The sequence below is a fragment of the Chelatococcus sp. KU-N122 genome (assembly GCF_055391085.1).
In genome coordinates, this window is sequence record NZ_AP043981.1 from 3614817 (window position 1) to 3635469 (window position 20653).

A 20653-nucleotide genomic window follows, 5' to 3' on the forward strand; every position below is an offset into this window, starting at 1 on the left:
CAATGAACTCCGCCGAGCCCGCCTGGGACCTCTATCGCTCCTTCCTCGCCGTCCTCGATGAGGGCAGCCTGTCGCGTGCCGCCCGCGCGCTCGGCCTCACCCAGCCCACGCTGGCCCGCCATATCGAGCAGCTGGAAGCGAGCCTGGGCGCGCCGCTCTTCACCCGCTCGCCGCGCGGGCTTCTGCCCACCGAGGCCGCCGGCGCGCTCCGCCCGCATGCCCAGGCCATGGCCTCGGCGGCCGCCGCGTTGAGACGCGTCGCCTCGGGCGCGGCCGCCGCCGTCGAGGGCGCGGTGCGCATCACCGCCAGCGACGTGATCGGCGCCGAGGTGCTGCCGGCGATGCTGCGCGACCTCCGCGCCAGGTATCCAGGGCTCTCGATCGAGCTCGTCACGTCCAATCAGCCAGCCGATCTGTTGCGCCGCGAAGCCGACATCGCGGTGCGGATGGCGCGTCCGAAGCAGGCCGCGCTCCTGGCCAAACGCGTGGGCGACGTCGTGCTCGGCCTGCACGCGCACCGGGACTATCTGGCCCGCCACGGCGCGCCCGGGAGCCTCGATGCTGCAGCAGGCCACGCCATCGTCGGCTATGACCGCGAGACCGTCGGCGTGCGCACGCTGCGCGCCCTCGGCCTCCGGATGACGCGCGAGCAGTTCGCCTTCCGCACCGACAGCGACCTCGCTCAACTCAACCTGATCCGCGCCGGCGCCGGGATCGGCATCTGCCAGGTCGGCCTCGCCCGGCGCGATCCCAACCTCGTGCGCCTGCTGCCGGACCAGTTCGCCTTTGCGCTCGAGACGTGGATCACCATGCACGAGGATCTGCGCGGCATGCCGCGCATGCGTGCCGTGTTCGATCATCTGGTTGCGGCGATGACTGCCTATGCGCGCGCCCATTAGAGCGTTTCTCTCCGATCGGGTGGAACCACCCGATCGGAGAGAAACGCTCCAGATGAAAAGACTTGGAGGATGATAAAGACTTGGAGCATGTCGACCCGATCAGATGAGTTCATCTGATCAGGACATGCTCTTGGCATCAGCCGGGGCGGTACACGCCCTCTTCGTCCACCCGCGCGCGCCCGTCGGCGACGAGCTCGTCCAGGTGCTGCGAGATGCTGCGGGTCTCGCAGTCGACGACCCATAGTTCGTTGTAGTCTTGTGGGTACAGCAGGCGGCATTCGACCAGCTGCTCGAGGGTCTTGGGAGACGCGCGCAACAGCTCCAGCAGGCGCTGGTCGCGCTCGTCGAGCTTGGCGCCGTAGGCGGCCAGATCGTTCAGGAAGCGTTCGCGGTCGGTGTACACGCCGCGGTGGTGAAAGGTGATCCACACCTGCGCCGGGATGTCCGGCAGCCGCGCAATCGACCGGCGGAAGTCGGCGAGGCTCGAGGACGCGTCGCCATAGTAGGGCCCGAAGCCGCTCAGGTCGATGTCGCCGATGAAGGCCACGCCGTCCGGCTCGACCAGGAGCACCGCGTGACCGGCGGTGTGGCCGGGCATGTGGAAGGCCCGCACCCGCCCGTGTCCCAGATCCCAGACCTGGCCGTCGACGTAGCCCACGGCGTCGGGCCGCGGCGCATAGAAGAACTCACGCTCGAACTTGGCCAGCATCTGCGGCCGGGCGGCTTCGTTGGTGCCGTAGGCTGTGGCCAACCCCTCCCAGGTGCGCGCCGCCGGCAGGTCGGCCTCGTGCACGTGCACGGCCGCGTTCGGCAGGCGATGCAGGCCGGCCATGTGGTCCTCGTGCACGTGGCTCATGATCACCAGCTCGGCGGCGTCGAACTCGGGGCCGATGTAGTTGGCGGCGATCGGCGTGTCGAAGGCCGTCAGTGTATCGGAGCCGCGCACCATGACCTGGTTGCCGTCGGGATATTTCCCGTTCTTCTCTCCGAGGAAGACCGACACGCGACCGAAGTCGGCACGCTGAACCGGAGGGCGGGCTATGGATTCGGCGGCGGGGGTACTCATGCTGACCGGTCTCTCCCTGGATGTGTTATCGCCGCCACGGCGGCGGCCACGACCAGTGTACCCATCGGCGGCCGGGACGTCAGCACTTGCCGGCGCCGGCGACGACCTCGGCCCCGTCCTGCGCCGCAGCGGCGCGGGCCGTCCCGGTGAGCATGTGCACCCAGAGGTTCAAGCCTGCACTACACGGTCGCGAACCTGTTATGAGCGTGCCATGCTGAAAGAGTTCTTCGCCTACTACCGTCCGCATCGGACGCTGTTCCTGGTCGATTTCGGCTGCGCCGTGCTGTCGGGCCTGCTCGAGCTCGGCTTCCCGATGGCGATGAAGGCCTTTGTCGACCTGCTGCTGCCGCGCGGCGACTGGCCGCTGATCATGCTGGCGGGGGCGGCGCTGCTGGCGATCTATGCGCTCAATACCGGCCTGATGGCGATCGTGACCTATTGGGGCCACCGCCTCGGAATCAATATCGAGACCGAGATGCGCCGGCGCGCCTTCGACCATCTCCAGACGCTCTCCTTCCGCTTCTACGACAATCAGAAGACCGGCCATCTCGTCGCCCGCGTCACCAAGGACCTTGAGGAGATCGGCGAGGTCGCCCATCACGGGCCGGAGGATCTCTTCATCGCCGTGATGACCTTCCTCGGTGCCTTCGTGCTGATGCTGAGCGTGCATGTGCACCTCGCCCTGCTGACCGCGCTGATCGTGCCGCTGGCGGGCTTCGTCGTCGCTCGCTACGGCGGCCGGATGACGCGCAACTGGCAGACGCAGTATGGCCGCGTCGGCGCCTTCAACGCCCGCCTGGAAGAGAATATCGGCGGCATGCGCGTCGTGCAGGCCTTCGCCAACGAGGCCCATGAGCGTCGCCTGTTCGCCGGCGACAACAGCCGCTACCGCACGACCAAGCTCGAAGCCTACCGCATCATGGCGGCGAGCCAGGCGCTGAACTATCTCGGCATGCGCCTCGTCCAGCTCGCGGTGATGCTGGCCGGCACCTGGTATGTGGTGCAGGGCAGCCTGAGCATCGGCGGCTTCGTCGGCTTCCTGCTGCTGCTCGGCGTATTCTATCGGCCGCTCGACAAGATCGCCGCCGTGATCGAGACCTATCCGAAGGGCATCGCGGGCTTTCGCCGCTACCGGGAGCTGCTGGCGACCGAGCCCGAGATCGCGGATGCGCCCGACGCTGTCGAGGCGCCGGCGCTGAAGGGCGATATCCGTTTCGAGAAGGTCGGCTTCGGCTATTCGAGGCAGCGGCCGGTGCTGTCGGGGATCGACCTCTCGATCGCGGCGGGCGAGACCGTCGCGATCGTCGGCCCGTCAGGGGCGGGCAAGACCACGCTGCTCTCGCTGCTGCCGCGCTTCTACCAAGTCGATTCGGGCGCGATCACCATCGACGGCATCGATATCCGCAAGTTCACGCTGGCTTCGCTGCGTCGGCAGATCGGCATCGTGCAGCAAGACGTCTTCCTCTTCGCCGGCACGATCCGCGAGAACATCGCCTATGGTCGGCTCGATGCCGGCGAGGCCGAGATCGTCGAGGCGGCGCGGCGCGCCCGCCTCGGTTCGATGATCGCCGACCTGCCCTCGGGGCTCGACACCATCATCGGCGAGCGAGGCGTCAAGCTCTCGGGCGGGCAGAAGCAGCGTCTCGCCATCGCCCGAATCTTCCTCAAGAACCCGCCGATCCTGATCCTCGACGAGGCGACCTCGGCGCTCGACACGGAGACCGAGCGCGCCATCCAGCAATCGCTTGCCGAACTTGCGGAAGGGCGCACGACGCTGGTCATCGCCCACCGGCTCGCCACCATCGTCAATGCCGATCGGATCCTCGTGGTCGAGGGAGCAAGGATCGTCGAGCAGGGCAGCCACGCCGAGCTACTGGCGCGCAAGGACGGACGCTATCACATCCTGCACGCCGCGCAGACGTCGAGCCGGCGAGCCGCCTCACCGTAGCCGACGACACAACGCCCACCGCGGTCGGTGCGACGTTCCACCCCCCTCGATCTCACACGTCGGCGCGCGGACCCGGAAGACTGCCGCCGCGCTGGAACGGCACCCGCATCTTGCTGGTCGGCACGCCGCGTATTGTCAGCCGCAAGCGGGAGACGATGCCATGCGTCGGCAGCGGGCGGCCGTGCATGGCGTACTCCGCCTGGGGTTGCGTGGGGACGAACCGGCCCGCCTTCGTCTCGGCCCATGCCCAGTTCGGGCGCTGCGCGCCGTCCACGTCGAACTCGCAGCAGCAGCGGGGGCAGAACAGTTTGATCGGGCGAAGTAATTTCTTGGGCGTGCGCTCGCAGCATCGCCCCTTGTCGTCGAGCCGTCGCGCCGGAAAGGATTTGGTCCTGCTCATGGCTGCCGACTTTGCCTCAAGGTGCGTAACGGTAAGGCGACAATTGACCCGGGGGAACGCGTCGAGGCCGTGCGACAAGGGGCCGGCGGTCAGCCAACAGCGATCACCGACGCAATCGGCGCCTGGAACGGCCAGCTGTCATGAGCATTCTTAAGAGAGGCTGTAGAAACCTGAGCTCGGAGAGAGCTGAGGAATGGCGCGCCCGAAAGGATTCGAACCTCTGACCCCCAGATTCGTAGTCTGGTGCTCTATCCAGCTGAGCTACGGGCGCCAACGGCGGGCCGCAGGGCCCGCGTGATCAAGGCGCGTCCATTACGGGATCGAGCGCAGCATTGCAAGCCTTGAGCCGCGATTGTCACGATTGTGTTGTGGACAGCGGCCGGCGCGCGTGATCGGCCGCGCCGGGGAGCAGATTCCGGCCGCAACTCCGCGCGCACCGTGTCGATCGTCGGCCTCCGGCCCCTTCCGCCCGGCCGCAGTCATCCCATATGATGGGTGCGCGGACCTAGCATGTCTGGACAGCATACGCCGGTTGCGACAGGGCACCTCCGATTCGGGGGCGCCGGGTCGCTCGGTGGCCGTCCCGGACCATGACACCGATCCGCGGGAGGGGAACCTGAAATGTCGTCTTTCATGTCTCGTGCGGGCCGCATCGTATTGGCGTCCGCCCTGGCAGCCAGTCTCGCCGTCAGCGTCGCCGACGCCCGGCCGTCCTCGGGCGGCAGCTTCGGCAGCCGCGGCTCCAAAACCTATTCGGCTCCGCCGTCCACGCAAACGGCGCCCAGCGGCGTGCAGCCCATGCAGCGCTCGCAGACCCAGCCCGGCGTCCAGAGCGGCGGCATGGCGGGTGCGGCCCAGCAGGCGCAGCGTCCGCGCTTCGGCCTGGGCACCGGCTTGATGGCCGGCCTGCTCGGCGCCGGCCTGTTCGGCCTGCTCGCGGGTCATGGCCTGTTCGGCGGTCTGGCCGGCATCGCCTCGTTCCTGGGCCTGCTGCTGCAGGTCGGCCTGATCGTCGGCCTGGTCATGCTGGCGCTACGCTTCTTCCGACGCCGCTCCGAGCCCGCCCTTGCAGGGGCTGGGCCCAACATGCGCCAGGGCATGGGCCCCACCGGCCTGAGCGGCCTCGGCGGCCTGGGCGGCGCGGGTCTTGGCGGCACGGGTCTTGGCGGCACGGGTCTTGGCGGTATGGGCCGCCCCGGCCCGGCACAGCCCGGGCCTGCCCCGGCGCGCAGCGACACCGTGGGCATCGGCCCTGACGACTACGGCGCCTTCGAGCGTCTGCTGGGTGAGCTGCAGACGTCCTACGGCCGCGAGGACGCCAATGCCCTGCGCCGCATCACCACGCCGGAGATGTTCGGCTACCTGGGCGAGGAGCTGGCCGAGAATGCCCGCCGCGGCGTGGTCAACACCGTGACCGAGCCGCGGCTGCTGCAGGGCGACCTGGCCGAGGCCTGGCGCGAAGGGCCGACGGACTACGCCACCGTCGCCATGCGCTTCTCGATCAAGGATGCGACCATCGAGCGCGCCACCGGCCGCGTCGTGGGCGGTGATCCGAACGCCCCGACCGAGGCGGTGGAGCTGTGGACGTTCCGCCGCGACAACCGTGGCCCCTGGGTGCTGTCGGCGATTCAGCAGGCCGGCTGAGGCCGCCGCGCCGCAACGTTGAATGCCAAGAAGGGCCGGCATGGTTCGCCATGCCGGCTATTTCGTGATCCTGAGCTGCCTCACGCTGCCGGCATGAATGACCGCCAGAATGAGGACGCCGCCGTGAGCTTTCTCGTAGAGAACGACGTGAGCACCGTGCTCGTGCCGTCGTACCCCGGGGGCGATTGCCTCTGCTCGGCGCCCCATCAAGGGATTGTCGGCTAAAAGCTGAAATGTGCGCTCCAGCCCGGCGGCATAGGCTTCCGCCTCCTGCGCTCCGAAGTGCTCATAGCCGTAAAGGAAGATGTCGAAGAGGTCCGCTTCGGCCTGTTTCGTCAGGCCGTAGTCACTCATTCAGCAAGCCGCTCGCCTTGGCCTTCAGCTTGGCCGCGTCGAGGATGTCGGCAACCGACTTGTCGCTCGTCCCGCTCGCGCGTGCTTCATCGACGATCCGACGCAGGTCGTCGAGCGTCAACTGGGAAGGCGCCCGGCGCTCCCGGTCGCGCCGCACGAGATCGCGCACGTAGTCGCTCACGCTCGCATAGTCCCCCTGTTTGATCCGGGCTTCGATCCAATCCTTCATGGGATCGGGCAAAGAAATCGTCATCGTCGCCATGGCGTCCCCTATTCACGAGAAGATAGCGCGATAAGATAATTTCACAAATATTCTTAGAGCCGGCAACTCGCGCGTCGCGGCCTATGTCCCGGGCCAGCGCCGACGCTGGGTCGTCGGTAACGCTGCGCCCGCTGCGGCAACCGTCCAAACGCTGCCGGCCGCGCTGACCATCTTTGCGTCACCGTGGCGCCCCGTCTGCCGCAAAACCGGTGCCCCATCGGCGCTGATCATGCTCTAAGCTCCCGGGTGACGACCTCCTGCCGCGGAGCGGTTCATGACGGGCAAGATCATCACCGTGTCGCAACAGAAGGGCGGCTCCGGCAAGACCACGCTGGCGGCGCATCTGGCCATCGCCTTCACCCGGCCCGACGCGCCGGTGGCGGTGCTCGACGTCGATCCGCAGGGCAGCCTCGGGCAATGGTTCGAGATGCGCGAGCAGACGCTGGGTGAGGCGAAGACGGGCCTCGTCTTCCGCACGGCCAGCGGCTGGGGCGCCCGGCGCGAAGCCCGCAGCCTTGCCCGCGACTATCAGCTGGTGGTGATCGACACGCCGCCCAAGTCCGACCTGGAGACGCGGCCGGCCATTGAGGCGGCGGACCTGGTGGCGGTGCCGATCCAGCCGACGCATATCGATCTGTGGGCGGTCGACCCGACCCTGGCGATGATCGCCAAGGAGGGCAGCCGGTCGATCCTCGTCGCCAACCGCGTGGTGCGCCGTGCCGCCCTGACCGCCCAGGTGCTGGCGGAGGTCGGCCGCCTCGGCCACCTGGTGGCGGAGGCGCAACTGGGCAATCGCGTCGCCTTCCCGGCCAGCATGGGGCAGGGGCGGGCGGTCGGCGAGACCCTGCCGGGCAGCACCGGGGCGCTGGAGGTCGAGGCCCTGGCCAGCGAAGTGGCCCGGCACATCGGCCGCTGAGGCCCGCGTCTATTCGGCCAGCGTTTCGTCCGCCAGCTCGCGCTCCTGCCCCAGCACCTTGCGCAGGTTGAAGCCCTCCATCTGCTGGCCGCGCTTGAAGGTGCCGCTGGTGCGCATCACCACCTCGCCGTCGGCGGTGACCAGGGCCTGGGTGAACACCAGGTTGCGGGTCACCCGCAGGATGTCGGTGGTGCCCTCCACCCAGCTGCCCAGGCGGGCCGGCCCGACGAAGTCCATGGTCATGCCCACCGTCGGCAGGAACTGGTGCAGCCCCTCGGCGAAATTGGCGCTCATCGGCATCAGCATGTCGGCGAAGGACATGAGCATGCCCCCATGGGCCATCTGCAAAGGATTGCAGTGGCGCTCCTCCACGCGGAAGCCGACGAGCAGGCGTCCGGCGTCGTACTTGGCGTAGAGCGGGCCGTTGACGGCGAAGAAGGGCCCGCCGGCCTGGGGCAGCCGAATGAAGCCTTCGGGGATGTTGACGGTCATGGATATCCTGCACGCATGCGATCGATCGGCATAAGGCCGCTTATCCTTCCATCTCCGTGATCGCAGCTGCAACATCAAGTCGCTGCGCTGCATAACGGGGTCCGAGAGCTCCGCGCGTGCCGCGCGGCTCGGGCTTGCCGGCAGTGGCGCCGCCGATCGATGATCGGCGTCGAGCGGGCGCCCGTCAGCGCTGTCGTCGGCACAGGAGCGCTCGGCGGTTGGGTGGGCTCACCCAACCGCAAGAGAAGCGGCTCAGATTCAAAACGTTAGGAGCATTTCTGGGCCATTGGATGACCCCATCCATTGGCGAAATGCTCCAGCACGGGAGGCAAGCGCATGGCACGGCGGCTGATCGACATATCCGTCCCCCTCGAGAACGACGTCCCGGCCGATCCGCCGATCCAGACGCCCAGGCTGCACTACACCGATCACCGGCAGTCGGCGCCGCTGGTCGCCTCGCTGTTCCCGGGTCTGAAGCCGGAGGACCTGCCGGACGGGGAGGGCTGGGCGGTGGAGCGGGCCGAGATCTCCACGCACAACGGCACCCATCTCGACGCCCCCTACCACTTCCACTCCACCATGAACCGCGGCGAGCGCGCCATCACCATCGACGAGGTGCCGCTCGACTGGTGCCTGCAGCCGGGCGTGAAGCTCGATTTCCGCCACCTGCCGGACGGCTACGTGGCCACCCCGGCCGACGTGGAGGCGGAGCTTGCGCGCATCGGCCACGCGCTGAAGCCGCTCGAGATCGTGCTGGTCAACACGCGCGCCGGCGAGCGCTACGGCGAGGCCGATTACGTCGATTCGGGCTGCGGCATGGGCTATGCGGCGACCATGTACCTGCTCGAGCGTGGCGTGCGCGTCACCGGCACCGATGGCTGGAGCTGGGACGCGCCGTTCTCTCACACCGCCCGCAAGTTTGCCGAGACCGGTGACGCGAGCCTGATCTGGGAAGGCCACAAGGCGGGCCGCCACATCGGTTATTGCCACCTGGAGAAGCTCCACAGCCTGGAGCAGCTGCCATCGACCGGCTTCACCGTGTCGTGCTTTCCCGTGAAGATCCGGGCCGCCTCGGCCGGTTGGACCCGGGCGGTGGCCATCGTCGACGGCTGAGCGGGCGTTCCCTGCCCGCCGTCATGCTGCGGCCCTGTTTGGCCGCCAGGGTCGCCGCGTCGACCTCGTTCTGGTCCTGTGTATGGTGAACTGCAAGCGGTGGCGGTGGTGCCGCCTCATCCTCGCCGCCGTCCTGGTCGGCCCGTTGGCAGCGGGCGCAGGTGTCGCGGTGGCACGCGACGACGCGGCGGCGCACAAGGATCTGGCTCTCCTCGATGCGGTGACGTGGGGCGCGAGCCCGTCGAGCTTCGACCGGTTGGCGGCGATGGGCCGCGAGGCATGGCTGCGGGATCAGTTGCGGCCCGGCGCCGGCGAAGCCTTGCCGGAGGCGGTCGCGGCCGAAGTCGCCAGGCTGCAGCCCGCAGGCTCCCTGTTCGATCGGGTCGCCGCCTTCGACGCCCAGGCCAAGGCCGCCGGCGCGCAAGCCGAGCCGGCTCAGCAGGAGGCGGCGCGCGTCGCCTACCAGGCGGCGTTGTCCGAGGCCGGCCGGGCAGCCACCAACCAGATGATCCTGCACGCGCTCTATGCGCCGGCGCAGCTGCGCGAGCGCATGACCTGGTTCTGGCTCAACCGCTTCAACGTCTTCATCGGCAAGGCGAACCTGCGCGCCACGGTCGGCGACTACGTCGATACCGCGCTGCGGCCGCACGCGCTCGGCAGCTTCCGCGATCTTCTGGCGGCCACGCTGCGGCATCCGGCGATGCTGCGCTACCTCGACAATGCCGACAACGCCGTGGGCCACGTCAACGAGAACTACGCCCGCGAGCTGATGGAGCGCCACACCATGGGCGCCGGCTCCGGCTATACCCAGGCCGACGTCGAGCAGCTGGCGCGCATCCTGACTGGCGTCGGCATCAGCAGTCGGCCCGAGCCGCCCCGGCTGAAGCCCCAGCTTCAGGGCGATCTCGTCCGCGACGGCCTGTTCGAGTTCAATCCGGCCCGGCACGACTACGGCCCCAAGGTGCTGCTGGGGCACGCCATCCAGGGCCGCGGCCTGGCCGAGGTGGACGAGGCGCTGGACATCCTGAGCCGCCATCCCGCTACCGCCCGCAATGTCAGCCGCGCGCTCGCCACCTATTTCGTCGGCGACGCGCCGCCCGAGGCGCTGCTGCAGAGGCTCTCGGCCACGTTCACACGGACCGACGGCGACATCGCTGCCGTGCTCGACGAGCTGTTCCATACGCCGGCCTTCGCCGCCGCCGCGGCCGGCGGCCGCTTCAAGGACCCCATGCGCTTCGTCTTCTCGGCGCTGCGGCTCGCCTACGACACCCGCGTCATCCTCAACCCCGGCAGCGTGCAGAGCTGGCTCACACGCCTGGGCGAGGGCGTGTTCCTGCGCTCCACCCCCGACGGCTATCCGCTGACGTCGGCGGCCTGGACCGGGCCCGGCCAGCTGATGACGCGCTTCGAAGTCGCGCGGCAGATCGGCTCGGGACCGGGCAGCCTGTTCAAGCCGACGCCGGAAAGCGCGGCCGAGCCCGCCTTTCCGCTGCTCCAGAACCGGCTCTATTTCGCGGTCCTGGCCGGTACGCTGGGCGAGCAGACGCGGGGGGCGCTGGCCCGCGCCGTCTCGCCTCAGGACTGGAACGCGCTGTTCCTGGCATCTCCAGAGTTCATGCATTGAGCGAGGAGAGGCGAGGACATCCTGATTGTCTTCGGCCGGCGGGGCTGAAGAGGAAGGGGGAATCATGGATCGTTCCGTGATGAGCCGTCGCGCGCTGATCGCGGGCTTGGCCGGCGTCGCCGGGTCGGGCACCGTCGCTGGCCGGGCCTGGGCGGCGCCGAAGACAGACGTCCGCCTGCTCGTCGTGTTCCTGCGCGGCGCCTACGATGCCGCCAACGTGGTGATCCCGATCGGCAGCGACTTCTACTATCAGTCGCGTCCCCGGCTCGCGGTCGCCAGGCCGGACCCGGCCAACCCCGCCGCGGCGCTGCCGCTCGACGCCGACTGGGGCCTGCATCCGGCCCTGCGCGACACCATCCTGCCGCTCTACGCCAAGGGCCAGGCGGCCTTCGTCCCGTTCGCCGGGACCGACGATCTGAGCCGCAGCCACTTCGGCACCCAGGACACCATCGAGCTCGGCCAGAACGTGCACGGCGCGCGCAATTACCAGTCCGGGTTCATGGCGCGCCTGGCCGCAGAGCTGACGCGCGTGCGCCCGATCGCCTTCACCGACCAGATGCCGTTGATCTTTCGCGGCGTCGAGATCGTGCCCAACGTCTCCATCAACCAGGTGGGCAAGCCCGGTATCGACGACCGTCAGGCGGCGCTGATCGCGGCCATGTACCAGGGCACGCCGCTGGAAGGCGCCGTCGCGGAGGGCTTTCGCGTGCGCGACGAGGTCTACCACGCCATATCGGAGCATCAGGCCCAGGCCGACCGAGGGGCGGTCTCGCCGCGTGGCTTCGAGCTGGCGGCCCGGCGCATCGGCCGCCTCATGCGCGACCAGTTCAACCTCAGCTTCGTCGACGTCGGCGGCTGGGACACCCACGTCAACCAGGGGGCGGCGACCGGATACCTGGCCGATCGGCTGGGCGAGATCGGCCGCGGCCTGGCGGGCTTCGCCGAGGAGATCGGTCCCGGCTGGAGCGACACCGTCGTGGTGGTCCTCTCCGAGTTCGGTCGGACCTTTCGGGAGAACGGCAACCGCGGAACCGATCACGGCCACGGCAGCGCCTACTGGGTGATCGGCGGCGGTGTCCGTGGCGGCCGCATCGCCGGGCCGCAGGTGCGGCTCGACGAAGCAAACCTGTTCCAGAACCGGGACTATCCCGTGCTGACCGACTACCGCGCCCTGCTGGCCGGCCTGTTCCAGCGCCTCTACGGCCTCGATGGCTCCAGCCTGCAGCGCGTCTTCGCCGACGTGCGGCCGGCCGACCTCAAGCTGGTGTAGGCGCTGCGGACACAGAGCGATCGCCCGCGCGGCGATCCGGCTCAGGCGGCGTGGCGCTGGTGGCGGCCTTCCTGGACTTCCTCGATGATCTTGGCGACGAAGGCGGGCAGGTCCTTGGGATTGCGGCTGGTGATGATGCCCTCGTCGACGACGACCTCCTTGTCGGCCCACTTGCCGCCGGCATTGATGACGTCGGTCCTGATCGAGATGTAGGACGTCACGTTGCGGCCGCGGACCGCATCGAGCTCCACCAGCAGCCATGGCGCATGGCAGATCGCGGCGACGGTCTTGCCGCTGTCGAGGAAGGAGCGAATGAGCTTCAGCGCCGCCGGGTTGATGCGCAGCAGGTCGGGGTTGATCTGGCCGCCCGGCAGCAGGATGGCGTCGTAGGCGGCGGGATCGACCTGGTCCAGCGTCAGGTCGACGGGCATGCTCTCGCCCCAGTCGGTGTGGTTCCAGGCCCGGATCGGGCCCTTCTCCGGTGAGGCGACCTTCACCGTCGCGCCCTTCTTCTTCAGTTCCTGCAAGGGCACCGTCAGCTCCGCCTGCTCAAAGCCGTGCGTCGCCAAAATGAGAATGCGTGCCTGATTGATCTGGGGCATGGGTTTTCTCCGGATCGAGTCGATGGGTCGTCGGTCTCATGCCCGCCGCTGCCGGAGCCGCATGGTCGGCGGGTCGCCCGGGGAGGGGACGTGAGACGCTCTTGGCCGGCGCGACGGGCGCCTGGCTCTCCACAGCAAACGAGGGCCGTGCGCCCGGTGTTCCGCAATTCGTCACGGCGGCGCGCCCTTGCCAGCCGCCGCCGTCTAGTCCATTGCGCGGCTCTCCGGGCCGCCGGCCCCGTTCGAATACGCCGTGACCGAGCTGTCCTCTCCACCATCGTCCAGTGCCGCAGCAACTGCCCCCGGCGGACAGCCGACGCTGCTCGGCCTGCAGGTGCTGCGCGCCCTGGCTGCCCTCGCTGTCGCCGTCCACCACGTCCAGAACGAAGCGGCGCTGCTCGCCGAGCAGGCCGGGCGGTCGTTCAGCGGCTCGCACGCGCTGCCGTGGCTTGCGGGCGTCGACGTCTTCTTCGTCATCTCCGGCTTCATCATGGTGCACAGCTCGGCCCGGCTGTTCGCCCGCCCGGGCGCGTCCCGGGTCTTCCTGATCCGGCGGCTGATCCGCGTCGTGCCGCTCTACTGGGCGGCGACCGGGCTGTTCCTGGCCGTGGCGCTGCTGACGCCGCGCGCGCTGAACAGCCCGCACCCGGAAGGCTGGCAGGTCGTCGCCTCGCTGCTGTTCATCCCCTACACGCGGCCGGACGGCCTCGTGCAACCGGTCTATTCGCTCGGCTGGACGCTGAACTACGAGATGCTGTTCTACCTGCTGTTCGCCGCCGCGATCGCGCTGCCGCGCCATCTGGCCGTGGCGGCGGTGGCAGCATTCCTGGCGCTGGCGGTTGCGGCGGGGACCGTGGTGGCGCCGCTGCCGGAGCCGCTGGCCTATTGGACGCAGCCGATCGTGCTGGAGTTCGTGCTCGGCATGGGGCTCGGGCTGCTGCGCGCGCGCGGCTTGCGGCTGCCCCTGACCGTTCGCGTGGGCCTCGGCGTCATGGCCCTTGTGGTGCTGTCCGCGGACGTGCCGCAGACCGGCGCGTTCGGCGCCTTCGGCAACGTCGTCGGCTATGGCATCCCCGGCGCCCTGCTGGTGGCGGCTACGGTGTTCGGCCCCGCGCCGCACAAGCCGCCGCGCTTCGAGACGGCGCTGGCGACGCTGGGCGACGCATCCTACGCCCTCTACCTCGTCCACCCCTTCGCCATCCGGCTGGTCAGCCAGGTGCTGGCCGCGACCGCCGTGGCGTCCCAGGTTCCAGCCGCCGTTTTCATCGCGGTCGGTCTCATCGCCGCGGTGATTGCGGCGCTGCTGGTCCATCGGCGGTTCGAGCAGCCGATCGTGCTCCTGCTGCGGCGGCGCGCGGGCGTCTGAGTGCGGCGTTACGCCGTCGATATCTCGCCGAGCGCCGTCAGGTCGGCGATCTGCCCCCCGGGCTTGAGTCCGCGGCTGCGGACGACGATCGACGAGCGCGCGCCGTCCGGCGTGATGTCGACGAGGTGATAGCCGGCCCGATGCTGGCGCGAGCCGGCGTAGGCCGAGGCGGACGGGGCGCCGAGCACCGGCACCGGCCGCTCGGGCCCGGCGAGATGCGTGAGCTGGATGCGGTGATTGTGGCCGTGCAGGATGAGCTCGGCCCCTGCCTGGGCGAGGACACGCTCGAAGGCCGCGGCATCGATCAACTGACGCGCCGGGCTGGTGGCGGTGCGATAAGGCGCATGATGGATCATGACGACGCGGCACAGGCCCTCGCGCCTGAGATCGCCGAGCAGGTCGGCGAGCTCAGCCAGCTGGCGCGGCCCGAGCCTGCCGCTGGCCAGGAACGGCAGCGTCGGCACGGCCGAGTTGGCGCCGATCAGGGCGATGCCGTCGCGTCGGCGCAGGTAGGGAAACGCCGCCTCGCCGGTTGCGGTGGCATCATCGCCGGCCATCCACGGGCCCAGCGCCCGATAGAGCGGCGCGGCCGAGCTGCGCACGTAATTGTCGTGGTTGCCCGGCACGAAGCTCACCGTCGCGGGCGGCCCAAGACGCTCCAGGAATCGGCGCGCGGCCGGAAATTCGGCGGCGAGCCCGATGTTGGCGACGTCGCCGGTGAAGGCGATGTGGTCGGGCTTGTGGGCGGCGATATCGGCTACGATAGCGCCGAGCACCCCCATGTCATGGGTGATGTGGCGGCCGCGCCGCCAGTTGACGTAGCCGGTGAGCCGCTTGCTGGCCAGCTCGACGAGCCTCGGCCGCGGCAGCGGGCCGAGATGCGCGTCGGAAAGGTGGGCGATCGATACCATCCGGCTGTCCTAGAGCATTTCGCCATTGGAGGGGATCGTCCAATGGCATGGAAATGCTCATAACTCTTTGAATCGGTAGCGCTTCTTCTGCGGTTGCGTGATTCCATCCGATCGCGAAGCGCTTTCGGGCATTCCCCGATCGGATGAGGTCATCCGGTCGGATAGACGTGCTCCAACGTCTTGAAGCTGGAGCGATGGCGGTCGGATGACATCATCCGGCCGCCAACCACTCCCACCCGTCGTTGGACCGGCGGCGCGCGTCAGGCGTTGCCGATGAAGATGCCGGCGATCAGCACCAGGACGCCGCCCACGATGACCTGGAAGGCCGCACGCAGGAAGGGTGTATCCATATAGCGGGTGCGGATCCAGGAGATCACCAGCAGTTCGATGGCGACGACCACGGCCGCGATCGCCGTGGCGATGAAGAAGGCGTTGGGCAGGCTGTCGGACACGAGATACGGCAGGGTGTGGCCGAGCCCACCTATGGCCGTCATCAGGCCGCAGACCACGCCCCGCAGCCAGGGCGAGCCGCGCCCGGTGATCGAGCCGTCGTCGGACAGCGCCTCGGTGAAGCCCATGCTGATGCCGGCGCCGATAGACGCGGCGAGGCCGACCAGGAACGTCTGGTTGTTGTTGTGGGTGGCGAAGGCTGCCGCGAACACCGGCGCCAGCGTCGATACCGAGCCGTCGATCAGGCCGGCCAGGCCCGGCTGCACGTATTGCAGGACGAAGAGCCGCCTGCGCACGCCCTCTTCGCGGGCCACGGCCGTCTCGGTCAGATTCTCGGTGCCGAGCGACGCCGCCTTGGCCTCGTGGGTGCGCTCCACCTCCGCCAGCCGGAGATAGAGCGCGCGGATCGACCCGTCCGTGGCAGCTTCCGCCGCCCGCTCGTAGAACTTGACGGCTTCCAGCTCCATCACCTCGGCCTCGCGGCGCACGGCGTCAAGGCCGAGGAGGCTGCGCCACCAGAACGGCCGGCGGCGCAGGAAGCCGCGCACGTCCCGGCGTCCGATCGGCGGCAGGTGCTGGCCGAACTTGGCGCGGAACATGTCGAGCAGCGTCTGCGCGTGGCTGCGCTCGACCTCGGCCATGTCCTCGAAGACCTGCGCCGACGCCGCGTAGTCGGGCCGCAGCCGGTCCGCGAACGCGATGTAGATGCGGGAATCCTCCTCTTCCATGGCGATGGCCAGGGCCAGCACCTCGGCCTCGGTAAGTTCGGACAGGGCTTTCATGGGGCGACTTCTCTGGGGTGGCACGACACGCGCATAAATTAGAATTATTCTAATTTATGCGCTACAGAATCGAGGCGCCCGCGGCTGCGTCCTTTTGCGTCTGGGTATGGAAGGGGAGGTGTGGCCTGCCGCAGCAGCCGACCGCCGCGCGGACAGCGCCTGCCAAGCCTTCGGCATGTGCTATAGCGCTGCATCGGGGAGTGATCGTGCCGATGTCAGACCGCTTGGCCGAGCGCATCGTCCGCCGGACGCTGCACACGTATTTTCGCTTTGCCCGCGGCCTGACGCTCGGCGTGCGCGGCGCCGTCTTCGATGCGGAGGGTCGTGTCTTCCTCGTGCGCCACACCTATGTGCGCGGCTGGTACATGCCCGGCGGCGGCGTCGAGGTCGGCGAGGACGTGCTGACGTCGCTCAAGCGCGAGCTCGTGGAGGAGGGCAACATCGTGCTCACCGGCGAGCCCCGCCTGCACGGGCTGTTCCTCAACAGCAAGGCGTCGCGGCGCGACCACGTGGTGCTCTATGTCGTGCGTGCCTTCGAGCAGACGGCGCCTCGCGCCCCTGACCGCGAGATCGCCGAGACCGGCTTTTTTGCGCTCGGCGCTTTGCCCGAGGGAACCACGCCGTCGACGCGGGCGCGGCTGGCCGAGATCACCGAGGGCGTGCCGATCGCGGCGGAGTGGTGAGCCCGATCGAAAATTGCAGAGCTATAGCTTGCTTTCTTTGTCAATGCTCGACATACGCTTCCACATGTTTGAGGATGACGACCAGCGCTTGCAGAGCTCGACAGATGGTGCATCGACAAAATGAAATTAGCGATGACGATCGCCCGCGAAGGTCCGCGCGCATTACTTATTTGCGTGTTGAAAATTTTAGAGCACTCCGAAAAATAGAGCTAAAGGATATTTCGCCTCTCACCGTGCTGCTCGGCCCGAACGGGAGTGGTAAATCAACGATATTTGACGTGTTTGCATTCCTTTCTGAGTGCTTCGAATCGGGCTTGCGCCGAGCCTGGGACCGTCGCGGCAGAGCCAAGGAGCTAAAGACTCGCGGGAGCGATGGGCCTATCGTAATTGAAATTAAGTATAGTGAGCCTAAATTTCCGGTCATAACATACCATCTAGCGGTAGACGAGAGAAATGGATCGCCGGTTGTAGCCGAGGAGTGGTTGAGATGGAAGCGTGGAAGCCACGGCCAGCCCTTCAAGTTCCTGGACTATAAAGAAGGAATCGGACGAGCTGTTCGGGGGGAGGCGCCGGACAGCGAGGATACCCGCATCGATATCCCGCTGAAGGCCCCCGACTTGATTGCCGTGAATGCGTTGGGTCAGTTCGCCGAGCACCCGCGTGTCGCAGCTCTTCGTGACTTTATTACTAGCTGGTATGTGTCATATTTCTCTGTTGAAAATACAAGAGGTCAGCCAGAAGCTGGGCCGCAAGAGCGGCTTTCTCGTACGGGCGATAATCTCGCCAATGTCATACAATTCCTTAGTGAGCAGCATCCTGATCGGTTGAGTCGTATTTTTCAGGTTCTTAGTTCTCGCGTGCCTCGTATTGAGAAGGTGATGGCGGAGCCGATGCCTGACGGACGGCTTCTTCTTACTATAAAAGACGCGCCTTTTGAGAGTCCCGTCTTGGCTCGATTTGCGTCTGACGGAACCCTCAAAATGCTGGCCTACCTGGTTCTGTTATATGATCCATTTCCGCCGCCATTTATTGGGATTGAAGAGCCTGAAAATTTCTTGCACCCACGTCTTTTATTTGGCTTGGCAGAAGAATGCAGCAAGGCCTCTGAGAGAGGGCAGCTTCTTGTCACAACGCATTCGCCTTTTTTCCTTAACGCGCTAAAGCCCAGGCAGGTCAGAGTTCTCTACCGCGATGAGGATGGGTACACACAAGTCAAGGTCGTGTCCGAGATACCGGGGGTTGCCGAGTTCATGTCGGAAGGAGCCCTTCTGGGAAATCTCTGGATGGAAGGTCATTTCGGCTTAGGCGACCCATTGCGGAACCAAGGCGGTCCGTCTCTGCTGGGCAGGTCATAGGCATGGACGCGCCCCATCTGGAGTTTCTGGTTGAGGAGCCTTCGATGGAAACGTTTCTCGACGCAATTTTGCCGGATATGGTTGGATCGAACGCAACATACAATATCCATGTTCATCAGGGAAAACTTGATCTAATGGGAAAGCTGCAGGCGAAGCTTCGCAGCTATGCAAAATGGCTTCCGGAAAATGCAAGAGTAATAGTTATAGTTGACAGAGATGATGACGATTGCTTTAAATTAAAAGCGCGTCTGGAGCTTGCAGCCAAGACCGCCGGTCTTCGAACGCGGAGCATCACCGCCGGGCCGGGCTGGAATGTTGTGAATAGAATCGCTATTGAGGAACTGGAAGCTTGGTACTTTGGAGAATGGGACGCCGTACATAGAGCGTACCCTAGAGTCCCGCTTAATATACCGCAGCAGGCGGCGTATCCGCAAATGCGACGATATATCGGGAGGAACATGGGAGGCGCTCGAAAGAATCCTTCGGCGGGCGGGTTACTTTTCGGAAGGCCTTCGAAAAGTTGAGCTGGCTAAGGAAGTCGGCCGAAACTATCGAATCGAAGAGTCTAGTTCTCCCAGCTTTATCTCCTTCCGTAGTGCCATTGATGAGGTAATCTCAGGCTGACGCGCACGTATTCTGTATTACGAAATGATCATAATCTTTTAAAGTCAGGGACTTTCTTTGCGATTGGGTGATTCTACTCAATCGCGAAACGCTCTAACACATGGCCGCTATTGGGTTCCCAAGCTTGGACGTGCTTTCGATTTCGTGACGATCGCCGCGCTCGCCGCCGCCGTCTTCGACTCCTTTCCGTTCCGGGACGCTGAACCCGCATAGTGGTGACTTGCGCCGGTCATGCGCTCCACGCTTCGCGCGGTACGGCTTGGCCGCCTTCAGTTCACCCCCCGCTCCTGGCCCTCCCAGTACGGCTTGCGGATCTCGCGCTTCAGCACCTTGCCCACGGGGCTGCGCGGCAGGCTGTCGCTGAAGTCGATGCTCTTGGGCGCCTTCAGCGAGCCGAGCTTGTCCTTGCAATAGGCGATGAGTTCGTCGGCGCTGGCACTGGCGCCGGGCTTCAGCTGCACCACGCCCTTCACCGCCTCGCCCCACTTAGGGTCCGGCACGCCGATGACGGCACAGTCCTGCACCGCCGGGTGCTCGAACAGCACCGTCTCGATCTCGAAGGGGAAGATGTTGAAGCCGCCGGAGACGATCATGTCGCGCTTGCGGTCGGTGATGAAGAAGAAGCCGTCGGCGTCGCGGTAGCCGATGTCGCCGGTGTGATGCCAGCCGAAGGTCTGGATCTCCGCCGTGGCGGCCGCGTCGTTGAGGTAGCGCGCCATGGCGGTGGGGCCGCGCATGACGATCTCGCCGACCTCGCCGGTGGCCAGCAGCCGGCCGTCGTCGCTCATCACCTCCATCGCCTCCACCGTCAGGCACTGGCGTCCGCAGGACAGCAGCCGGTGGCGCCTGGCCGGATCGCGCACCGCCTCCGCCGTTTCCTGCGGCGAGATGAAGGTCAGCGGAAAGCCGCATTCGGTCTGGCCATAGGATTGGCACATCACCGGGCCGATGCGCTCGACACCCTCCGCGATCTTGTCGGGGGCGATGGGGGCGGCCGCCGAAATGACGTAGCGCAGCGACGACAGGTCCGTCGCGGCGAGCTTCGGGTGTGCCAGCAGGGCGTAGATCAGGGTCGGCGGCAGGAACAGCGTGGTGACCCGGTGCTCCTCGATCAGGCGCAGCACCGCATCGAGGTCGGGCGCGCCGAGCATCACCGTCTTGCCGGAGAACTGCAGGTTGGCGATCGCCACCATGCCCGCCGCGTGGGTGATCGGCGTCACTGCCAGGTTGACGGGCGGCGCATCGAAATGCAGGCAGGTCGACCAGGCCAGCACCGACATCAGCAGCCATTTGTTGTCGGCCTGCGTCAGCTTGGGCCGGCCGGTGGTGCCGCCGGTGGCGCCCTGCATGCCGAGGCCGTCGTCGGGCACGCGGAAGTCCGGGCGCTCGTCGGGCTGCCCGGCGATCCAGTCGTCCAGGAACACCCCTTCCGCGTCGGCCTGGTCGATGGCGACGACGCGCTTGAGGCTCGGCACCCGCGCCTTCAGCTCCTTCGCCTGGGCGGCCGCCGACGAGTGGTAGAACAGCACCTCGCAGCCGCCGGCGCTCAGGATGTGGACGTTGTCGTCGATGGCGTTGCGCAGGTTGAGGTTGCACCAGGCGGCGCCGGCCCGCAGCGCGCCGATCATGGTGATCAGCGCCTGTCCGCAATTGGGGCTGAACACGGCGAAGCGCGTGCCGACGGAGAAGCCCTCGGCCAGCATCTGGCGAGCGAGGCGGTTCACGATGGTGCGCATCGCGGCGTAGGTGAACTCGCCGCCGTTTCCTGCGAGAGCGACGCTGTTGGGCGCGTTCTGGGCACCGATATAGAACAGATCGGTAACGTGCATGAGCCTCCCCTCCGGTTGTTGTCGCCAGCCGGCGTTTATGTGACCGAGGGGTAACTATTTCGC

At 67.1% G+C, this 20653-nt stretch carries 20 protein-coding genes and 1 tRNA gene; 11 read left to right on the forward strand and 10 right to left on the reverse strand.

What is annotated here, in order from left to right; translation table 11 throughout:
* Window positions 1–2 precede the first annotated feature (2 nt).
* A complete protein-coding gene (locus ACZ5PO_RS16140; protein ID WP_464195208.1) occupies window positions 3–899 on the forward strand; it encodes a LysR family transcriptional regulator in 897 nt (298 codons plus the stop codon).
* Window positions 900–1035: 136 nt separating this feature from the next.
* Here the strand turns inward: ACZ5PO_RS16140 and ACZ5PO_RS16145 are convergent, their stop codons facing one another.
* Window positions 1036–1965 carry an MBL fold metallo-hydrolase gene (locus ACZ5PO_RS16145; RefSeq protein ID WP_464195210.1) on the reverse strand — a complete coding sequence of 310 codons (930 nt, stop codon included), beginning with the start codon at window positions 1963–1965 and terminating at the stop codon, window positions 1036–1038.
* 211 nt (window positions 1966–2176) lie between these two features.
* On the opposite strand from ACZ5PO_RS16145, the gene ACZ5PO_RS16150 reads away from it, so the two are divergent.
* Entirely contained in the window at window positions 2177–3913 is a 1737-nt protein-coding gene (locus ACZ5PO_RS16150; RefSeq protein ID WP_464195212.1) for an ABC transporter ATP-binding protein, read from the forward strand.
* 52 nt (window positions 3914–3965) lie between these two features.
* On the opposite strand, the gene ACZ5PO_RS16155 is transcribed toward ACZ5PO_RS16150, so the two are convergent.
* Both ACZ5PO_RS16155 and ACZ5PO_RS16160 read right to left on the reverse strand, forming a co-directional pair.
* Complete coding sequence (locus tag ACZ5PO_RS16155) at window positions 3966–4313, reverse strand: hypothetical protein (RefSeq protein WP_464195214.1); 348 nt, start codon at window positions 4311–4313, stop codon at window positions 3966–3968.
* A 194-nt stretch (window positions 4314–4507) separates the two neighbouring features.
* Window positions 4508–4584, reverse strand: a tRNA-Arg gene (locus ACZ5PO_RS16160).
* Window positions 4585–4934: 350 nt separating this feature from the next.
* Between ACZ5PO_RS16160 and ACZ5PO_RS16165 the strand changes: the two genes are divergently transcribed.
* The gene (locus ACZ5PO_RS16165) at window positions 4935–5957 is read left to right on the forward strand and encodes a Tim44 domain-containing protein (protein ID WP_464195216.1); all 1023 of its coding nucleotides are present in this window, start codon (window positions 4935–4937) and stop codon (window positions 5955–5957) included.
* 57 nt (window positions 5958–6014) lie between these two features.
* Here the strand turns inward: ACZ5PO_RS16165 and ACZ5PO_RS16170 are convergent, their stop codons facing one another.
* Window positions 6015–6311, reverse strand: coding sequence for a type II toxin-antitoxin system RelE/ParE family toxin (locus tag ACZ5PO_RS16170; protein ID WP_464195218.1), 297 nt, complete (start codon window positions 6309–6311; stop codon window positions 6015–6017).
* Entirely contained in the window at window positions 6304–6573 is a 270-nt protein-coding gene (locus tag ACZ5PO_RS16175; RefSeq protein ID WP_464195220.1) for a type II toxin-antitoxin system ParD family antitoxin, read from the reverse strand. Before ACZ5PO_RS16175 ends, ACZ5PO_RS16170 begins: the two co-directional genes overlap by 8 nt.
* 274 nt (window positions 6574–6847) lie before the next feature.
* On the opposite strand from ACZ5PO_RS16175, the gene parA reads away from it, so the two are divergent.
* Complete coding sequence (parA, locus tag ACZ5PO_RS16180; RefSeq protein ID WP_464195222.1) at window positions 6848–7489, forward strand: ParA family partition ATPase; 642 nt, start codon at window positions 6848–6850, stop codon at window positions 7487–7489.
* Between the two features lie 9 nt (window positions 7490–7498).
* Here the strand turns inward: parA and ACZ5PO_RS16185 are convergent, their stop codons facing one another.
* The gene (locus ACZ5PO_RS16185; protein WP_464195224.1) at window positions 7499–7981 is read right to left on the reverse strand and encodes a PaaI family thioesterase; all 483 of its coding nucleotides are present in this window, start codon (window positions 7979–7981) and stop codon (window positions 7499–7501) included.
* 336 nt (window positions 7982–8317) lie between these two features.
* Here ACZ5PO_RS16185 and ACZ5PO_RS16190 point away from each other — a divergent pair, with 336 nt between their 5' ends.
* The 3 genes from ACZ5PO_RS16190 to ACZ5PO_RS16200 all read left to right on the forward strand — a co-directional run bounded on the left by ACZ5PO_RS16190 (window position 8318) and on the right by ACZ5PO_RS16200 (window position 11988).
* Entirely contained in the window at window positions 8318–9094 is a 777-nt protein-coding gene (locus ACZ5PO_RS16190) for a cyclase family protein (protein WP_464195226.1), read from the forward strand.
* Window positions 9095–9176: 82 nt separating this feature from the next.
* Window positions 9177–10718 carry a DUF1800 domain-containing protein gene (locus ACZ5PO_RS16195; RefSeq protein ID WP_464195228.1) on the forward strand — a complete coding sequence of 514 codons (1542 nt, stop codon included), beginning with the start codon at window positions 9177–9179 and terminating at the stop codon, window positions 10716–10718.
* Between the two features lie 79 nt (window positions 10719–10797).
* Window positions 10798–11988, forward strand: a complete 1191-nt coding sequence (locus ACZ5PO_RS16200) for a DUF1501 domain-containing protein (RefSeq protein WP_464196864.1) — start codon at window positions 10798–10800, stop codon at window positions 11986–11988.
* Window positions 11989–12029: 41 nt separating this feature from the next.
* Here ACZ5PO_RS16200 and ACZ5PO_RS16205 read toward each other — a convergent pair whose 3' ends face one another.
* Window positions 12030–12590 (reverse strand): type 1 glutamine amidotransferase domain-containing protein, encoded by a 561-nt coding sequence (locus tag ACZ5PO_RS16205; protein WP_464195230.1) that lies wholly within the window; start codon window positions 12588–12590, stop codon window positions 12030–12032.
* A gap of 253 nt (window positions 12591–12843) precedes the next feature.
* On the opposite strand from ACZ5PO_RS16205, the gene ACZ5PO_RS16210 reads away from it, so the two are divergent.
* Window positions 12844–13956 (forward strand): acyltransferase family protein, encoded by a 1113-nt coding sequence (locus ACZ5PO_RS16210; RefSeq protein ID WP_464195232.1) that lies wholly within the window; start codon window positions 12844–12846, stop codon window positions 13954–13956.
* Window positions 13957–13964: 8 nt separating this feature from the next.
* On the opposite strand, the gene ACZ5PO_RS16215 is transcribed toward ACZ5PO_RS16210, so the two are convergent.
* Window positions 13965–14867, reverse strand: coding sequence for a metallophosphoesterase family protein (locus ACZ5PO_RS16215; RefSeq protein WP_464195234.1), 903 nt, complete (start codon window positions 14865–14867; stop codon window positions 13965–13967).
* 260 nt (window positions 14868–15127) lie between these two features.
* The gene (gene mbfA / locus ACZ5PO_RS16220; protein WP_464195236.1) at window positions 15128–16099 is read right to left on the reverse strand and encodes an iron exporter MbfA; all 972 of its coding nucleotides are present in this window, start codon (window positions 16097–16099) and stop codon (window positions 15128–15130) included.
* A 212-nt stretch (window positions 16100–16311) separates the two neighbouring features.
* Between mbfA and ACZ5PO_RS16225 the strand changes: the two genes are divergently transcribed.
* From ACZ5PO_RS16225 to ACZ5PO_RS16235, 3 genes are all read left to right on the forward strand, one after another.
* Complete coding sequence (locus tag ACZ5PO_RS16225; RefSeq protein ID WP_464195238.1) at window positions 16312–16782, forward strand: NUDIX domain-containing protein; 471 nt, start codon at window positions 16312–16314, stop codon at window positions 16780–16782.
* A gap of 104 nt (window positions 16783–16886) precedes the next feature.
* A complete protein-coding gene (locus tag ACZ5PO_RS16230) occupies window positions 16887–18137 on the forward strand; it encodes an AAA family ATPase (RefSeq protein ID WP_464195240.1) in 1251 nt (416 codons plus the stop codon).
* A 2-nt stretch (window positions 18138–18139) separates the two neighbouring features.
* Window positions 18140–18661: a DUF4276 family protein gene (locus ACZ5PO_RS16235; RefSeq protein ID WP_464195242.1), complete on the forward strand. Its 522-nt coding sequence runs from the start codon at window positions 18140–18142 to the stop codon at window positions 18659–18661.
* Window positions 18662–19030: 369 nt separating this feature from the next.
* Here ACZ5PO_RS16235 and ACZ5PO_RS16240 read toward each other — a convergent pair whose 3' ends face one another.
* Entirely contained in the window at window positions 19031–20590 is a 1560-nt protein-coding gene (locus tag ACZ5PO_RS16240) for an AMP-binding protein (protein ID WP_464195244.1), read from the reverse strand.
* Between the last annotated feature and the right edge of the window lie 63 nt (window positions 20591–20653).

Bases quoted from the DNA above. Each gene is read 5' to 3' on its own strand.
- mbfA (WP_464195236.1), bottom strand. From the start codon at position 16,099: ATGAAAGCCCTGTCCGAACTTACCGAGGCCGAGGTGCTGGCCCTGGCC.
- ACZ5PO_RS16240 (WP_464195244.1), bottom strand. From the start codon at position 20,590: ATGCACGTTACCGATCTGTTCTATATCGGTGCCCAGAACGCGCCCAAC.
- ACZ5PO_RS16170 (WP_464195218.1), bottom strand. From the start codon at position 6,311: ATGAGTGACTACGGCCTGACGAAACAGGCCGAAGCGGACCTCTTCGAC.
- ACZ5PO_RS16235 (WP_464195242.1), top strand. From the start codon at position 18,140: ATGGACGCGCCCCATCTGGAGTTTCTGGTTGAGGAGCCTTCGATGGAA.
- ACZ5PO_RS16165 (WP_464195216.1), top strand. From the start codon at position 4,935: ATGTCGTCTTTCATGTCTCGTGCGGGCCGCATCGTATTGGCGTCCGCC.
- ACZ5PO_RS16150 (WP_464195212.1), top strand. From the start codon at position 2,177: ATGCTGAAAGAGTTCTTCGCCTACTACCGTCCGCATCGGACGCTGTTC.
- ACZ5PO_RS16225 (WP_464195238.1), top strand. From the start codon at position 16,312: ATGTCAGACCGCTTGGCCGAGCGCATCGTCCGCCGGACGCTGCACACG.
- ACZ5PO_RS16200 (WP_464196864.1), top strand. From the start codon at position 10,798: ATGAGCCGTCGCGCGCTGATCGCGGGCTTGGCCGGCGTCGCCGGGTCG.
- ACZ5PO_RS16175 (WP_464195220.1), bottom strand. From the start codon at position 6,573: ATGGCGACGATGACGATTTCTTTGCCCGATCCCATGAAGGATTGGATC.
- ACZ5PO_RS16155 (WP_464195214.1), bottom strand. From the start codon at position 4,313: ATGAGCAGGACCAAATCCTTTCCGGCGCGACGGCTCGACGACAAGGGG.
- parA (WP_464195222.1), top strand. From the start codon at position 6,848: ATGACGGGCAAGATCATCACCGTGTCGCAACAGAAGGGCGGCTCCGGC.
- ACZ5PO_RS16190 (WP_464195226.1), top strand. From the start codon at position 8,318: ATGGCACGGCGGCTGATCGACATATCCGTCCCCCTCGAGAACGACGTC.
- ACZ5PO_RS16185 (WP_464195224.1), bottom strand. From the start codon at position 7,981: ATGACCGTCAACATCCCCGAAGGCTTCATTCGGCTGCCCCAGGCCGGC.
- ACZ5PO_RS16215 (WP_464195234.1), bottom strand. From the start codon at position 14,867: ATGGTATCGATCGCCCACCTTTCCGACGCGCATCTCGGCCCGCTGCCG.
- ACZ5PO_RS16140 (WP_464195208.1), top strand. From the start codon at position 3: ATGAACTCCGCCGAGCCCGCCTGGGACCTCTATCGCTCCTTCCTCGCC.
- ACZ5PO_RS16195 (WP_464195228.1), top strand. From the start codon at position 9,177: ATGGTGAACTGCAAGCGGTGGCGGTGGTGCCGCCTCATCCTCGCCGCC.
- ACZ5PO_RS16205 (WP_464195230.1), bottom strand. From the start codon at position 12,590: ATGCCCCAGATCAATCAGGCACGCATTCTCATTTTGGCGACGCACGGC.
- ACZ5PO_RS16230 (WP_464195240.1), top strand. From the start codon at position 16,887: ATGGTGCATCGACAAAATGAAATTAGCGATGACGATCGCCCGCGAAGG.
- ACZ5PO_RS16145 (WP_464195210.1), bottom strand. From the start codon at position 1,965: ATGAGTACCCCCGCCGCCGAATCCATAGCCCGCCCTCCGGTTCAGCGT.